Here is a 14,635-nt window from a genome sequence, read left to right on the forward strand (position 1 = left end):
TCGTCAATCCGTCGGTTTCGAATCTGTGTCGCTGAGCGGGCGGCGGCCCTGCCGCGAACCCTTCGAGATCGCGCTCATCCGCTTGCGGGCCTCCTCCGCCGAACGCAGGCGCGGCGCGCCGGTCGCCTCCGGCTCGGCCGGATCGGCGTCGCCGAAGGCGGCGCGCTGGCGGCGCGGCAGATCCGGGCGCTCGGCCGGAGCCGGCATCCCGGCGGCATAGCGCGCGGCCCGCAGCGCCGGAATGGAATTCGGCAGCGGACCGGACAGGGCCGGATCGATATCGATGTCCTGCACCGGAACGTCCGCGTGCGAATCCCAGATCGGCGGGTACGCATCCGGGAAACGAATCGGCGCGCCCGACACCGGATCGGAGAAACCCACGGACGTGGACGCGGGGCGATCCGGCTGGAAACGCGTCGGCATGGGCGGGTAGGTATCGGAGGTCGGGGTGAAGAACGGCTCATCGTCCGCGGGCACATACGGCGCGGGGAAGCGGCGCACCGGTGTCGCATCGACTTCCGAGGTGGGAGACGGCCATTCGATGCCGTTCGGAATCCGGACCGTCGGGCTCTCGGGGGCGGGAGCACCCGGGGGCAACGACGCGGACGACTGCCATGCGGTATCACCACCGGCCACACCGTTGGCGGCCGACCATGCCTCGTTGGCGGACCAGGCCTCGCCATTGGCCGCGAACGGATCGCCCATGGCGTGTGCGGCGCCGTTGGTGGAGGCGACGCCGACGACGGGCAGGACGGTGGTGACGGGCGAGCCGGGGGCGGGTGGCTGGGCGCCGACGCCGTCACCGATCAGCAGCGACGAGGGGATCAGGGCGACGGCGCGGACGCCGCCGTACACGGATTCGATCAGTTTGACCGAGATACCGTGCCGGGCAGCGAGTTTCGCGACCACGAACAGGCCCAGGCGGGTGTTGCCGGACAATGCGGCGACGCTGAATTCCGGCGGATTCGACAGGGCCGCATTGTGTTCGGCGAATTCGGCTTCCGTCATGCCGAGCCCCTGATCGATCACCTCGACGGCCACCCCGCGCCCGACGATGGTCGCGGTGACCGTGACGGGCGATTCCGGCGGCGAACAGGCGGTGGCATTGTCGGTGAGTTCGGCCAGCAGATGGATGACGTCGGCGACGGCGTGGCTGGCGATGCGCACGTCGGGAATGCGGCCGGGCTCCAGCCGGGTGTAATCGAGGCTCTCGGTGATGGCGCCGCGCACCACTTCCAGCAGCGGCACCGGGCTGCGCCAGCGGCGGCCGGGCTGCTCGCCGCCGAGAATGATCAGGTTCTCGGCATTGCGGCGCGCCCGGGTCGCGAGATGGTCGAGCTGGAACAGCAATTCGAGCTGTTCGGCATTGCTCTCCTCGCGTTCGGCGCGATCCAGCAGCGCCAGCTGCCGGTGCACCACCACCTGGCTGCGATGCGCGATATCGAGGAACACGGCCTTGATCCCGGCGCGGGTGCGCGCCTCCCCGGCCGCGGCCGACACCGCCGCCAGGTGCGCGCGGTTGAAAGCGTCGGCGACCTGACCGAGTTCGTCGGTGCCGTAGTCCAGGCGCGCGGCCTCGGCGGCGGCGTCCACGTTCTCGCCTGCGCCCAGGCGGTTGATCAGTTCCGGCATGCGATTGTCGGCCAATTCCAGGGTGTCGCGGCGCAATCGGCGCATCCGGCCGATGAACTGATTGGCCAGCACCAGCGCCGCCAGGAAGGCCAGCGCCGCGATCAGCGCGACGACCGCGCCGCCGATGATCGAATCCCGGGTCGCCGCCTCACCCTGCTCGCGCGCGATGACGTGCGCGTCCCGGCTCTGGTCCTCCCACAGCTTCTGCAGGGCGGCATTGACCTGGCTGGACGACTCCTGCCATTCGGCCAGCGAAATCGGCAGCGTCACCGCCCGATTCACCGCCTTGCCGCTGCGCGACTTGGGCGCGGTCTCGGCGGCGTCCTCGCCGACCGCCCCGCGCAACAGCACCGCGTCCTGCATGGCGGTCACCTGCTGCCAGGCGGCGCCGCCGGTGATCGCGTTCAGCTGCGCCAGCCGGGCGTCCTTCAGCACCGACGCGGAATAGCGCACCTCGCCGCGGAATTCACCGACCAGGCGGCCGAACTCCAGCAATTGCGCCGAGGTCAGCTCGCCCGCGGTCAGCGCCACCGCGCCGAGGGTGTCGGCCTGCGACAGCGCTTCGGCGGCGCGCAAAGGCTCGACGCCGTAACCGAGTTCGATCCCGATCCCGGCATCCGGCGCGACCCGGGCGGCCAGCATGGACGCGGAGATGATGGTGCCGATCACCTGCGTGAAGAAGCCGAAGACCTGGTCGGTGGGTGCCTGCCGGGCGTCGACGCCGTTGCGCAGCGTCGGCACCATGATGAAAAGCTTGTTGTAGGCCTCGATATCGCCGGCCGAGCCGTTCGGATTCAGTTCGCGGGCGGCATCGCCCTTGGCCTTGACCGCCGCGAGGGCCTCGTCCGAACGCTGCCGGGCGGCGGGCAGCAGATGCGCCGCGTCCGGGTCACCGGCCAGGTGCAGCATCGACAGCCGGCGCTCCTCCTCGAAGGCGGAGACCATGAGAATCGCGGGTGAGGTGGTGCTGCTGGCGAGTTCGGCCCACTGCTTGGCCTCGCGGGCCGATTTCACCAGGTAAATGGCCGCGCCGCTGCCGATGACGAGCAGGGTGACGCTGGAGATGAGCACGATCGACAGGAGCCGGGCGCGCACACTCACCCAGCCGCGGAAAGCGCCTTTGGTCGAATCAGCCTGACGGTCAAGCGATTCCCGCCGATTCTGGCAAGTGCCCACAGTCGATCTTCCCGCTCAAGCCAACGCGTTCCCCGCCACGTGCCGGGCTGTCGCAAAGAGACGGCTCGGCACGCTTCCCTCCGCGTGAGGGTAACGGAATCATCCCGAATCGCATACGGATTCGCGACAATTGGGAAGAATCGGAAGAAACTTCTAGGGTCGGAGCGGTTCGTCCAGGTCGATCCGAATGGTCATCAGCGCGGTCCCGAAGCGTTCGATGGCCCGCCGCGCCGACTCCTGCGACCAATTGTCGGCCAGCCGGGCGCGCGCGTCATCCTCCGGCAGCAAAGTCGCCGTGGCCTGATACCACTGCCGCCCGAACCGCACCCGGATCCGCGGCTGCGCACCGATGTTCGCCACGTATCCGGCCCGGCGGCCGTGCTCGGACACCACCCACAGCGTCTGCCCGTCCGGCTTCACCGACACCACGTTCAACCGCCGCTTGCCGGTCTTGCGCCCGACCGTCTCGAGGATCGCGTGATCGGCCACCAGACCGGCCGAAACCAGCAAGCGCATGGGCGGATTCAGTACATAGCGCTGTAACCGCCGGGTCCACCGGAACCGCCGCGCCACATCCTGAGCCGAACCCGTCATCGCATCTCTCCTTCGTCCCCCGGCCACCAGCATGCCATCGGTGGAGGGCGAACCCGACCGCGATGCGACGAGCGGCACAGCGGCGAATCAGCGTGCGGGCGAACCGAATCCGGACGTGGCGCGCCAATACAGGTACAGCCCGGCCGGGAAGAGCCCGCACACGAACAGCAGCAGAGTCGGCCAATCGCTCATCAGCATCATGTCGCCGCCCGGCCCGCTGCTGGCCAGCACCAGGAACCCGAGCGTCCAGGCCGTCAACGGCAGCACCATCACCGAGATCCGCGGCGACACCACCGCCATCCCGGCCACCAGCGCCACATTGATCACCGCCGCCGCCAGCGCCGTGAACGGCAGCGGCACCGCGCCCTCGGTCACGCCCGATGCCAGCGAGGACGCCGCGGCCAGCAGCTGCTGCGGTTCGTTCAGCTTGGACTGCCCGGCATAGATCGGCAGGAAGAGCACTTCGAGCACCAGCGTCACCAGGGCGTCGAGCACCAGCAGCCCGGCGATGGCGGCATTGAGCCAGCCGCGCAGCGGCGGCGCGTCGAACGGCGACTCGGTGCGCTCGGAGGCGCTGACGGCCGTCGTCACGCGACCGGGGGGAAGCCGAGGAGGGTCAGCAGGTGGCTCTGCATATCGACGAACGCGTACAGCACCGACAGGTACAGCTCGTGTTGCGCCGGGAAGTTGGGCCGCTGGCTCTCGACGAATGCCGCGATCGCATTCTGCAGATCCCAGTTGTACATGCGGTCAGTCTCTCACTTCGGGGCCGAGCCCGGCGAACAGATCGTGTTCGCGGCCGTCGGGACCGGCCGGACCCCGCCGCCCGCGCACCAGAATGTAGTGCTCCTCCGGCAGCACCGGCTGGGCGATGTCGTTGGACAGCGCGAACTCGCGTCCGGACGGGGCCACCGTCACCTGGGTGGCGTGCGCGCGCAGGGCGGCGCGCTTGGCGGCCAGCGCGTCCGACACGTCCACCGTGGTGGTGACGGATTCGGTGGGCACGCAGGCCAATTCGCCGTCGTGCGGCAGCCGCCAGCCGCGCGGCAGGGCGCCCGGCAGCTGATCGACGGTGCGGCGTTTGAGCGCCTCGGTGTGCATGCCCAGCACCGCGCCGTCGGTGACGGTCCAATAGACCTTCGGGACCTCCCAACCCCAGTCGGCGGCGGCGTCCACGGCGGTCATGGTGACTTCGTGGGCGCGAATATGGTCCGGATGGCCGTAACCGCCGCGTGGGTCGTAGCCCACCACCACGTTCGGGCGCAGTTCCAGGATCACCTGGACCAGCGCGTCCACCGCCGCGTCCCCCGAGTTCACGAAGGCGCGCGGATTGCGGGCCGACGGCGTCCCGGCCATCCCGGAATCCCGCCAGCGGCCCGCGCCGCCCAGGAAGCGCGGCGCGGCGCAATCCAATGCGGCCAGCGCCCGGGTCAATTCGAGAATGCGATAGCCGCCCAGCTGATCGGCCTCGGCGGCAACCAGGTGGGCGTACTCGTCGCCGATGACTTCGCCCTCCTCACCGAGCGTGCAGGTCACCACGGTCACCGGCACCCCGCGCTTGCGATAGTGCGCGATGGTGCCGCCGGTGGTGATGGATTCGTCGTCGGGGTGCGCGTGCACCAGCAGCAGCCCGCCGGTCGGTGCGGAAGTCGTCACGGGATCCGCCGCCAGTTCGCGGCATCGCCGAAGATGCCGGTCTGGATGGCCCCGCTCAGCGAGGCCCCGTCCACCCGCGGCCCGGCCGCCGCCACCTGGGTGTCCTGCACGATCGGCAGCACGGTGGACAGCTCCCACAATCTCGGCTCGGCCTCGGCGATCACCTTGGCGGTGTCGATGCCGCGCAGGGCCGCGTCGATGGCCGGTTGCAGGGTCGGATCGCACACGCCGGACAGGTTCGACGGCGCTTTCTTGGCGGCGTCGGCGACGGTCGAATCCCCGTCCGTGCCGGTGGGTTGCACCGGCGGGCAGCCGTAGCGCGAGGCCAGCACGGTGGCCGGATCGGAACCGGCGCGCTCCCAGCCCACCAGGGCATCGATGCCGGCGTCGGTCAGATCCTTGCCGTAGAGCTGCGCGGCGGAAACGCTGCGCACCATGACATCGATTCCGGCGCTGCGCAATTGGTCGGCGGCGGTGTTCGCCACCGCGAGCGAGGCGTCGTCACCCTCGACCGCGCCGATCCGGATGGTCAGCGATTTCCCGTTCTTGGCCAGCGGACGCGGTTGCGGCGCGGGCGAAGTCGGCGAACCGGTGCCGGGAGTCTCGGGCGCGCGGCCGAATCCGGCCTCGTTCAGCAGCGCGAACGATTCCTCGAGGCTCAGCCGCGGCGGCGCGGTCGGGGTGTATCCGGGATCGGACGGCGTGAGCACCTGGGCCCGCACCGGCTCCACCCAGCTGCCGGTCTGCGCGCCGACGGTGGCCAGCAGCACCGGATCCAGCAGTCCCAGTACCGCTTTGCGCACCCGGATATCGGCCAGATCGCCGCTGCGGCCATTGAGGACGAGCTGCATTTCCCGCGACTGCGCCATGACCGCGGTGCGCACCGACGGGATGGCCGCCAGCTGCGCCTGCAACGCGACGCCGCCGTGCACCAGCGCCATCTGCGCGTCGCCGACCCGCAGCGACTCGGCCACCTGCGCGTAGGTGCCGCCGCGGCGCATCAGGATCTGGTCCGGCACAGCGGGTTTGCCCCAGTACCGGTCATTGCGTTCGAGCAGGATCTCCTCGCGGCCGCGATCGGCCTGCTTGATCCGGAACTGCCCGCCGGAGATTCGGATGGTTTCCACCAGGCCCTGTTCGAAGCCGGAATCCTTGACCAGGTGCTGCGGCAGCAGATCCGCGAACAACTGCCGCCAGGCCGGATACGGCTCGTTCATGGTGACGGTCACGGTCTTGCCGCCCGCCGACGAACTCACATCCGAGATCAGCCGGTATCCGGCCGGATCCACCACGCCGGGCTGGGTGATCATCTGCTGCCACAGGTAGCGGAAGTCCTCGGCGGCGATGGGCGCGCCATCGGACCAGGAGGCTTCGTTCTTGAGCTGATAGGTGATGGTGAACGGCTCCTGGACGGTCACATCCGCCGACACCATGAGCGAGGGATCCAGCACCCAGTCGGTGCCGCCCGGAATGCCGGGGGTCGGCGCGGGCCGGAACGGACTGGGCAGCACCATCGATGCCACCGCCGCCGTCGCGGGCGACTGCTGCGACCGCAGATGCGGATTGAACCCGAGCCCGATGTCGTCGATGGCCACCACGACGGAAGTCTTGGTCGGCTTCGCGGCCGTCGTCTTCGGGCTGTCGGTGCTCTCGATCGGCGGCGGCGGATTCGCGGTGCAGCCGGTCGCGACAGCCAGCGTCGTCGCGACCAACACCATCACCGCACGCCACGATGCGCGCCGCCCGAAGGCCCCCATACTCACGTCGCGCACTTTACCGGTCGCACCCTTCGCTACTCGATCATGAGGACTACCAGCGGTTTGCCGGATCGTGAAGACCTTCCGGCCCGGCCTACAGCAACGCCCGCGCCGTTCGGCGCGGGCGTTGCTGACGATCCGATTACTACTGCGCGGCAGCGCGATCGCGCGCCTTGCGGCGCGAGGTCTCACGCTGGCGATCGGTGGCGCTCAGCGTCACCTTGCGCACGCGCACGATCTCCGGGGTCACCTCGACGCACTCGTCGGCGGCACAGAACTCCATCGCGCCTTCGAGATCCAGCTGCAGCGGCTTGGCCAGGGTCTCGAGCACGTCACCGGTGGCGGACCGCATATTGGTCAGCTTCTTCTCGCGGGTGACATTGATGTCGAGGTCCTCGGCGCGCGGGTTGATGCCCACCACGTGGCCCTCGTAGGTGTCGGCGCCCGGCTCCACGAAGAACTGACCGCGGTCGGCCAGCTGGATCATGGCGAACGGGGTGACCGAGCCGTTGCGGTCGGAGACCAGCGAACCGGTGTGACGGGCGCGGATCTCGCCGGCCCACGGGGCGTAACCGTCGAACACGGCGTTGGCGATACCGGTGCCGCGGGTCTCGGTGAGGAAGTCGGTACGGAAGCCGATCAGACCGCGCGAGGGCACGATGAACTCCATGCGCACCCACCCGGCGGAGTGGTTGCTCATCTGGACCATCTTGCCCTTGCGGGCGGCCAGCAGCTGGGTCACGGCGCCCAGGTACTCGTCCGGCGCGTCGATGGTCAGCTCTTCGAACGGCTCGTGCACCTTGCCGTCGACGGTCTTGGTGACCACCTGCGGCTTGCCGACGGTCAGCTCGAAGCCTTCGCGGCGCATCTGCTCGACCAGGATGGCCAGCGCCAGCTCACCACGGCCCTGCACCTCCCAGGCGTCCGGGCGGCCGATGTCGAGCACGCGCAGCGACACATTGCCGACCAGTTCCTTGTCGAGCCGGTCCTTGACCATGCGCGCGGTCAGCTTGTGGCCCGACACGCGGCCGACCAGCGGCGAGGTGTTGGTGCCGATGGTCACCGAGATGGCGGGCTCGTCAACGGTGATGCGCGGCAACGCGACCGGGTTCTCGGGGTCGGCGAGGGTGTCGCCGATCATGATGTCCGGAATGCCCGCGATGGCGACGATGTCACCGGCCACGGCCTCTTCACCCGGCTGACGCTCGACGCCGATGGTCTTGAGCAGCTCGGTGATCTTGACGTTCTTGGTGCCCTCCGGCGTCATCCAGGCCACGTTCTGGCCCTTCTTCAGCGTGCCGTTGTGGATGCGCACCAGGCCGATACGACCCAGGAACGGGGAGGCGTCGAGGTTGGTGACGTGCGCCTGCAGCGGCTTGGTGGCGTCGCCCTTGGGGGCGGGGACGTACTTCATCAGCACGTCGAACAGCTCGTCGAGGTTCTCGGCGTCCGGCACGGTGCCGTTCTCCGGGCGGGTGGTGGAAGCCACGCCCGCGCGACCCGAGGCGTAGAGGACGGGCAGGTCCAGCGCCAGCTCGGCGGCTTCGGAAGCCTCGTCGTCCAGATCGGAGGCCAGATCGAGGAGCAGGTCGTGCGATTCCTCGACGACCTCCTCGATGCGCGCGTCCGGACGGTCGGTCTTGTTGACCACCAGGATCACCGGCAGCGAGGCCGCGAGGGCCTTGCGCAGCACGAAACGGGTCTGCGGCAGCGGGCCTTCGGAGGCGTCCACCAGCAGCACGACGCCGTCGACCATGGACAGACCGCGCTCGACCTCGCCACCGAAGTCGGCGTGGCCGGGGGTGTCGATCACGTTGATGACGGTGACGGAACCGTCCTGGTTGTGGCGGTGCACGGCGGTGTTCTTGGCGAGAATGGTGATGCCCTTCTCGCGCTCGAGGTCACCGGAGTCCATGACCCGGTCCACTACCTCGGCACGCTCACCGAAGACACCGGACTGCCGCAGCATCGCGTCGACCAGTGTTGTCTTGCCGTGGTCGACGTGCGCCACGATGGCGACGTTGCGGAACTCGACAGACGACACGTTAGATTCCTCCTGCTGCAAAGTTTTGTTGCCGGGACCTGGTAGGTACATGCATGGGGGCACTGTCTTCGATGACATAGCGAACTTCCACCGGGCATGCGGCGAGCTACACATTACCGGGGGTCCCAAGTCACACGTTTAGCGCGTGCGACTTAGGTTAAGCTAACCAACATGGGCAAGGTGAAGGCGAAGGACGTTTCGAGTCTGAAGCCGAAGAAGAAGTGCTGCCGCAAGAAGACGCGGTGCCTCAAATGCCCCGTCGTGATCATGCGGATGAAGAAGCTCGAAGCGTCGGGTTGCTGCGGCAAGAAGGAACTGAAGAAGGGCCTCAAAGCCGCACGCGCGGCGTGAGTCCGGAGTAGACCGGGAGTATGAGCGCACTCCTGTCCGAAGACGAGATCGCCAAGGCCCTCACCGAACTGCCCGAATGGACCCGTACCGGGGACAGCATCGCCCGCACCTACGAAGCCCCGTCATTCCTGGCCGGCATCGAATTGGTGCGCCGGGTGGCCGTCGCCGCCGAAGCCGCCAATCATCATCCCGATATCGACATTCGCTGGCGCCGAGTCACTTTCACGCTCTCCACCCATGACGCCGGCGGGCTCACCGCGCTGGATGCGGCGCTGGCTCGGGAGATCGATCGGCTGTCCGCGCAGAGCTGACCCGGCCGGTGCGGATCACCCACAGGTAGAACACGACCACCGCGACCGGGCCGGAGATGGCGAGCCACGCCTGCCAGCCCGGGCGGGAGATGGTCCAGATGTCGTGCTGGAAGAACGAGAGCAGGTACGGCACGCCGATACCGACGGCGAACAGCCAGAAGCCGGCCACCCAGCGCGCGCCGGCCGCGGTGCGCCACGGGCCGTACAGCAGCCAGAGCAGGGCCGGGATCAGCCAGACCCAATGGTGGGACCAGGAGATCGGGGAGACCATCAGGCCGAAGAACTGGACGATGAGCAGCGTCCCCAGCCGGTCGTCCTTTTCCAGGGCCCGCCAGGCCAGGAACGCCAGCACGGCCGTGATCACCACCGTGACCAGCCAGATCGGCCCGGACACCACGTCGTGACCGAGGATGCGGCTGATCGCGCCGCGCAGTGACTGATTCCACACCGTGCCCACCGGCCCGATGCGCGAGGCGTCCCCGAGCAGGTCGAAGAAGTAGTTGCGGGTCTCCCCCGGCACCACCAGGAAACTCAGCGCGATGGTCCCGAAGAACACCGCCGCCGAGCACGCCACGACCAGCCACTGCCGCCGCGCCGCGAAGTACAGCCCGGTCACCGCCGGCGTCAGCTTGATCCCGGCGGCCAGGCCGACCAGCGCGCCCGACACCCACCACACCGTGCTGCGCACCGCGAACATGGCCAGCAGCGCCAGGAACAGATTGACCTGGCTGTAGTCGAGGGTGTTGCGCACCGGTTCCAGCCACATGCCCAGCGCGGTCCAGGCCACCGCCGTTGTCCGCCACCGCGATTCCGTCATGGCGGCCGGGCCGAGCAGCAGCTCCAGGGAAATCCACACGATGCCGTAGAGCGCCGCCACCCCCGCCAGCAGCCACAGCACCGCCGTCACCGCGATGGGCAGGAAATGCAGCGGGAAGAAGATGATGGCCGCGAAGGGCGGATAGGTGAACGGGAGCGGGAAATCGGGGGTGTCGACCGCGTAGGTGAAGTCGTAGAGGTGACCGCTGGGCAGTTCGGCCGCGCCGTCCACGTAGACGTGCAGGTCGACCAGGTTCATGCCGTTTTTCGAGAGCAGCATCCACAGCAGGCGGATCAGTACCGAGATACCGAGTGCCGCGGCAGCCAGGCGGAAGTGTCGGTGCACGGCTCGTACTTTCGGTGTGCGGGCGTGTGGACGCCGGTAAGACTAGTTCAAGCCGGAAATAGTCGTGCAGTGTGCGTAACCGCTGTAACATTTGCATCACTGACCACACGGGTAACAGTGCAATTGGTCGGTTGTTCGATAGCGTGAGCAAAGTCGAGGACGCCAAGATCACACCGTGGCTGTACAACAAGGCGGCCCGGTCCCTAGAGTGGCGCGGAGCGATGTCTCCATCGCTGCTAGATGTACCCGAGGTAAGGACGGCTACACCAGTGCTTCGCACCCGAGGAACGCGCTTCGCAATGTCCGCGCTGGCCCTGGCGGCCTGCGCCACCATCGTCGTGCCGACCACAGCCGCCGCCGCGCCGGCATCGCCCGCGCCGCAGGCCACCTCGAATATCCCGGTGATCCCCGAGGGTGTTCCGGTCGAGGCGCTGGCCTCGCTGGTTCCGGCCATCATCGGCGCGGCCGCCGGTCCCGCCGATATCGCGGCCGCCGGCCCGCAGGCGGCGATTCTGGATCAGGCCCGCCAGATCCTGACCACCCTGAACCTCCCGCAGTCCATCAAGGACACGCTGAACAAGATCATCACCTTCTTGGACGGCAGTGGCGGTGGCGGCGTGGACATTCCGCAGGACGGTCCCGTCATCTCCCAGTTCCTGTGGCCGACCGTCGGCAAGGGCTGCATCTCCTCCTCCGGCGACTCGGTCGGCACCGCGCTCGCCGTCGGCGGCCCGGCCACCCTGCCGCCGCCCGGACCGGCCGCCGGTCAGACCGGTTTCGTGTTCACCGCGCTGGGCACCAAGCAGCCCACCGCCGTGCAGAACCCGCCGATGACCGTGCAGTGGCTGAACCTGGACACCCGCCAGTCCGGCATCCAGAACCTGACCGACGAGGCCAAGATCAACCCGGATGGCCCGGCCACCCTGTCGGCCATCGTGAACACCGGCTCCGGTCGCGTGGTCGCCGTGGTGTCGGGTTCGCTGACCACCCAGGCCAGCGCCGAGGACCAGCCCATCACCTGCTCGTTCCTCCCGACGGCCGGTTTCTTCACCGTCGCGTAGCGGAAACCCGCTCGTAGCCGTAAATTTCGCCCCCGTTCGTTCCGTGCGACAAGCCGGAACGGGCGGGGGCGAAATCTGTTTGGCACCCCCGTACGTGTGGTAGACCGGCATCTATGGCCGCTGTGAAGAATTCTTGGCGTGGCGTGCAATCCCGTCGGTCGATTCTGTCGATCCGCTCGGAGGGATCGATCCTCTCGATCGGCTCGGCCTATTCGATCCTGTCCATCGGCTCGGTCGGCTCGGTGCTGTCGATCGGCTCGGCCGGATCCTTCGGCTCGATCATCTCCTCGGGCTCGTTCGCGAGCCTGGGCTCCCTGTTCTCCGGATTGTCGCGCTGGTCCATGTTCTCGTGGCAGGGCGACCGGCAGGCGTTCAGCGAAGGACGCGACGAGGACCACGAACCCCGCGCCATCCTGCGCGTGGTCGCGGACGAGCCGGACCTGCGCGACGACCCGACCTGCCACTGCCAGACCTAGACGCTCGATTCGTCTTACAAAGAAATGCCCCCCGCTGCCGAAAGGCAGCGGGGGACGAGAGTCCGGGAGTTCGGAGTCACCACCACTGCCCGTAATTCGGGTGCAGCACCGCATTGACGTCGACTCCGATGCCGTCGACGGCGCGCTTGTCGATCTCGAACTGGTGCAGTTGCGCGGCCGGGTGCACGTACCCGGCCGGGGTGCCCCAATTGTGCTGCCAGAAAAGCGAACCCAGCCCCGCGTCGCGAATCCAATCGATGGTCGGCGCGTTCGCGTAGACGCCCACGCGCTCACGACCGAGGATCGTCTCCCAGCCCCGCAGGTAGGGCTCGATCATGGTCTCGAACTCTTCCTGGCTCGGCTTGTCGTCGATCGAGGCGTAGATGGGCGCGGAGTCGGGTCCGCCCGCGGCCTTGTGCAGCACGAGTCCCCGTGTGGCGTGCCGGATTCCGGCTTCCAATCCCCCACGCCAGTCGGCGGTCGGCCCCTTGCCGAACTGGTAGCAGGACACGACGGACAGCCCCGCATCGGCGAGCGCGTCGACCTCGCGCGCGAGCAGCGGCTTGCCCTCCATCCATTCCGCGCCGGGCCGGCGGTCGGAGACGTAGCGAATGACGCCCATATGCCCCGCATCGCTGATGGCCGCGGCATCCGGCACGCCGCCCGCATAGTCGAGCAGGGTGCCGAGTGATTGCCGAGCGGATGCTGTCGCGCCGGGAAGAGTGAGTCCCGCGGTGATTCCGGCGGCCGCGGCGGCCGCCCCGGCTAGGAAGTTGCGACGGCTGACATGGCCACGGGCAGAACGCATCAAGGAACTCCTTCGCACACTCGCCGATCGAACTTGCCGGTCGTTTGCGCGAATTCACGCGAAGACCGGTGGAACCAAAAGCGGCGTGCCCGGCGCACCTTCCCCGATGATGAGCAAGATCATCATCTGCGCGCCGGGGAGCCCGGATGAACGTCCCTCATTTCACCATATTCACATTGGAATCGCCAGGCGCACACGGCTCACTGGCACCATACGTCTCACATGTGCGCAATCGGTCACATGCGAAAACCCGCTCAGACGCGGGTTCCGTTCAGCCGCTCCGCCACATCGATGGTCCGGCGCGAGGTGTCCGCGACCTCGGCCCGCACCACCGCCGCCACCTGCGCGGCGACCTGCTTGCGCATCCCGGCCAGCTTGCCCAGGGTGGCGGCGCGCCAGCCGGTTGCCTTCATCTCCAGATCGATGTCCTCCGCGCGCGGCGGGGCGGCATCGATGACGATGAGCAACGGGTCGGCGGCACGGGCGGTCAGCGCCACCGGCACCAGCACCTCGGCGCGATAGTGGTTGGACTGCAGCACATCCACGGTGATGTCGAGCGAGACCGGGATGGTCAGCTCGAAGTTGATCAGCGCCGGATCGTGCTCGTCCGGCGCCGGCTCCTCGACCTTGGGTTTCGGCAGTTCCGCGATGCGCGGCTCGGCCCGCGGCGACTCGCCCGCCGCGGCTTTCTCCGCCACCCGCGGCACCCGCACCGTGCCCTTGACCGCCACCTGGGCCTTGTTGCCCGGCCCGGCGCGCAGCGGACCGACCTCGATCGGCTTGCCCGCCATGGCTTCCACCACGTCGCGCACCCGTTCCGCGGTCACGATGCGTTCGAAGAAGCGATGCCCGAACTCGCCGTAGTCGATCCACTCGTGGGCCGGGCTGCCGCGATACGGCGATTTCACGCCGTTGAGAATGGCTTCCACGTCGAAGGTGCGCCCGCGCTGGGCGTCCGGATCGGCCAGAATGCCGTTGATGCGATTGGCGACCTCGCGCTGCACCAGCTTCGCGATCGGGTCCAGCAGCACCTCCCATGCCGTCCCGATGGCCTGGGCGCGCATGACGAAGCTGACGTCCCGGCTGTTCACCGGCGGTATGTCGATGACCACCAGCAGCGGGTCGGCGGTGCGGGCGTGCATGCTCAGATCGATCTCGACCACGGCTTCGACACGTAGTCGCTGCCCGCCGAGGGTGACGTCGACCCGGAGTTTCACCGGCAGCATGACGTCGAAGTGCACATGCGGTCCACGGCGCACGATGGTGGGTTTGCCGACGCTGCCCTTGGCCACGAAGCTGGCGAGCCCGGCGGGACCGATTCCGAAGGGGCCGATGGTCATTCCGCGTCCGGCCGTCCCGGCGACCGCCGCTTCGATGCGGGATTCCGTCACCGCCGCCGCCACGAAACGTTCGCCGAATTCGGCGTAATCGATCCAAGTCGGTTCAGGGGACGGCGTCATCCATGCACTTTCGTCGGGCGGGGACCCCTGTCCTGCCGATGAGGGGGCAGCAGGACAGGGATCTAACGGCGACGCTGCCGGGCGCCGCCGTCCACCATCGTAGGCGGTTAATCCGTGGAGTCCTACCCTCCGTCTCCGGCGTTTCCA

General features: G+C 68.4%; 14 protein-coding genes. 4 read left to right on the forward strand and 10 right to left on the reverse strand.

Annotated features, from left to right (window positions below; translation table 11 throughout):
* Positions 1–3 precede the first annotated feature (3 nt).
* The 7 genes from NY1_RS36625 to typA all read right to left on the reverse strand — a co-directional run bounded on the left by NY1_RS36625 (position 4) and on the right by typA (position 8,859).
* Positions 4–2,733: a sensor histidine kinase gene (locus NY1_RS36625; protein ID WP_233434647.1), complete on the reverse strand. Its 2,730-nt coding sequence runs from the start codon at positions 2,731–2,733 to the stop codon at positions 4–6.
* 228 nt (positions 2,734–2,961) lie between these two features.
* Positions 2,962–3,402 carry a nitroreductase family deazaflavin-dependent oxidoreductase gene (locus tag NY1_RS36630; protein WP_067721772.1) on the reverse strand — a complete coding sequence of 147 codons (441 nt, stop codon included), beginning with the start codon at positions 3,400–3,402 and terminating at the stop codon, positions 2,962–2,964.
* 87 nt (positions 3,403–3,489) lie between these two features.
* On the reverse strand, positions 3,490–3,993 hold the full coding sequence (locus NY1_RS36635) for a hypothetical protein (RefSeq protein ID WP_157762712.1): 504 nt from the start codon (positions 3,991–3,993) through the stop codon (positions 3,490–3,492).
* Positions 3,990–4,148: a hypothetical protein gene (locus NY1_RS43925; protein WP_169815458.1), complete on the reverse strand. Its 159-nt coding sequence runs from the start codon at positions 4,146–4,148 to the stop codon at positions 3,990–3,992. Before NY1_RS43925 ends, NY1_RS36635 begins: the two co-directional genes overlap by 4 nt.
* 4 nt (positions 4,149–4,152) lie before the next feature.
* Positions 4,153–5,058 (reverse strand): N-acetyl-1-D-myo-inositol-2-amino-2-deoxy-alpha-D-glucopyranoside deacetylase, encoded by a 906-nt coding sequence (gene mshB, locus NY1_RS36640; protein WP_067721773.1) that lies wholly within the window; start codon positions 5,056–5,058, stop codon positions 4,153–4,155.
* Positions 5,055–6,815 carry an ABC transporter family substrate-binding protein gene (locus tag NY1_RS36645; RefSeq protein ID WP_067721774.1) on the reverse strand — a complete coding sequence of 587 codons (1,761 nt, stop codon included), beginning with the start codon at positions 6,813–6,815 and terminating at the stop codon, positions 5,055–5,057. The genes mshB and NY1_RS36645 overlap by 4 nt, the downstream gene beginning before the upstream one ends.
* A gap of 145 nt (positions 6,816–6,960) precedes the next feature.
* Positions 6,961–8,859, reverse strand: a complete 1,899-nt coding sequence (gene typA, locus NY1_RS36650) for a translational GTPase TypA (protein ID WP_067721775.1) — start codon at positions 8,857–8,859, stop codon at positions 6,961–6,963.
* A 171-nt stretch (positions 8,860–9,030) separates the two neighbouring features.
* Here typA and NY1_RS42410 point away from each other — a divergent pair, with 171 nt between their 5' ends.
* Complete coding sequence (locus NY1_RS42410) at positions 9,031–9,210, forward strand: hypothetical protein (RefSeq protein ID WP_084522846.1); 180 nt, start codon at positions 9,031–9,033, stop codon at positions 9,208–9,210.
* A gap of 20 nt (positions 9,211–9,230) precedes the next feature.
* Positions 9,231–9,521: a 4a-hydroxytetrahydrobiopterin dehydratase gene (locus NY1_RS36660; protein ID WP_067721777.1), complete on the forward strand. Its 291-nt coding sequence runs from the start codon at positions 9,231–9,233 to the stop codon at positions 9,519–9,521.
* Here NY1_RS36660 and NY1_RS36665 read toward each other — a convergent pair.
* On the reverse strand, positions 9,463–10,683 hold the full coding sequence (locus NY1_RS36665) for a mannosyltransferase (protein WP_067721778.1): 1,221 nt from the start codon (positions 10,681–10,683) through the stop codon (positions 9,463–9,465). The two genes, NY1_RS36660 and NY1_RS36665, sit on opposite strands and share 59 nt — an antisense overlap.
* Before the next feature lie 299 nt (positions 10,684–10,982).
* On the opposite strand from NY1_RS36665, the gene NY1_RS36670 reads away from it, so the two are divergent.
* Both NY1_RS36670 and NY1_RS36675 read left to right on the forward strand, forming a co-directional pair.
* Positions 10,983–11,744 carry an Rv1157c family protein gene (locus NY1_RS36670; RefSeq protein WP_233033271.1) on the forward strand — a complete coding sequence of 254 codons (762 nt, stop codon included), beginning with the start codon at positions 10,983–10,985 and terminating at the stop codon, positions 11,742–11,744.
* A 113-nt stretch (positions 11,745–11,857) separates the two neighbouring features.
* Positions 11,858–12,220: a hypothetical protein gene (locus NY1_RS36675; RefSeq protein ID WP_067721780.1), complete on the forward strand. Its 363-nt coding sequence runs from the start codon at positions 11,858–11,860 to the stop codon at positions 12,218–12,220.
* A 76-nt stretch (positions 12,221–12,296) separates the two neighbouring features.
* Here the strand turns inward: NY1_RS36675 and NY1_RS36680 are convergent, their stop codons facing one another.
* Positions 12,297–13,028 (reverse strand): DUF1906 domain-containing protein, encoded by a 732-nt coding sequence (locus NY1_RS36680; RefSeq protein WP_067721781.1) that lies wholly within the window; start codon positions 13,026–13,028, stop codon positions 12,297–12,299.
* 254 nt (positions 13,029–13,282) lie between these two features.
* Positions 13,283–14,488, reverse strand: coding sequence for a hypothetical protein (locus NY1_RS36685; protein WP_067721782.1), 1,206 nt, complete (start codon positions 14,486–14,488; stop codon positions 13,283–13,285).
* Positions 14,489–14,635 lie beyond the last annotated feature (147 nt).

Source organism: Nocardia yamanashiensis NBRC 100130, assembly GCF_001613325.1.
In the GTDB taxonomy this organism is placed as follows: Bacteria; Actinomycetota; Actinomycetes; order Mycobacteriales; family Mycobacteriaceae; genus Nocardia; species Nocardia yamanashiensis.

Excerpts from the sequence above, each read along its gene's own strand:
- NY1_RS36660 (WP_067721777.1), top strand. The coding sequence starts at position 9,231 with ATGAGCGCACTCCTGTCCGAAGACGAGATCGCCAAGGCCCTCACCGAA.
- NY1_RS36670 (WP_233033271.1), top strand. The coding sequence starts at position 10,983 with ATGTCCGCGCTGGCCCTGGCGGCCTGCGCCACCATCGTCGTGCCGACC.
- NY1_RS36675 (WP_067721780.1), top strand. The coding sequence starts at position 11,858 with ATGGCCGCTGTGAAGAATTCTTGGCGTGGCGTGCAATCCCGTCGGTCG.
- NY1_RS43925 (WP_169815458.1), bottom strand. The coding sequence starts at position 4,148 with ATGTACAACTGGGATCTGCAGAATGCGATCGCGGCATTCGTCGAGAGC.
- NY1_RS42410 (WP_084522846.1), top strand. The coding sequence starts at position 9,031 with ATGGGCAAGGTGAAGGCGAAGGACGTTTCGAGTCTGAAGCCGAAGAAG.
- NY1_RS36645 (WP_067721774.1), bottom strand. The coding sequence starts at position 6,815 with ATGGGGGCCTTCGGGCGGCGCGCATCGTGGCGTGCGGTGATGGTGTTG.
- NY1_RS36630 (WP_067721772.1), bottom strand. The coding sequence starts at position 3,402 with ATGACGGGTTCGGCTCAGGATGTGGCGCGGCGGTTCCGGTGGACCCGG.
- NY1_RS36680 (WP_067721781.1), bottom strand. The coding sequence starts at position 13,028 with ATGCGTTCTGCCCGTGGCCATGTCAGCCGTCGCAACTTCCTAGCCGGG.
- NY1_RS36685 (WP_067721782.1), bottom strand. The coding sequence starts at position 14,488 with ATGACGCCGTCCCCTGAACCGACTTGGATCGATTACGCCGAATTCGGC.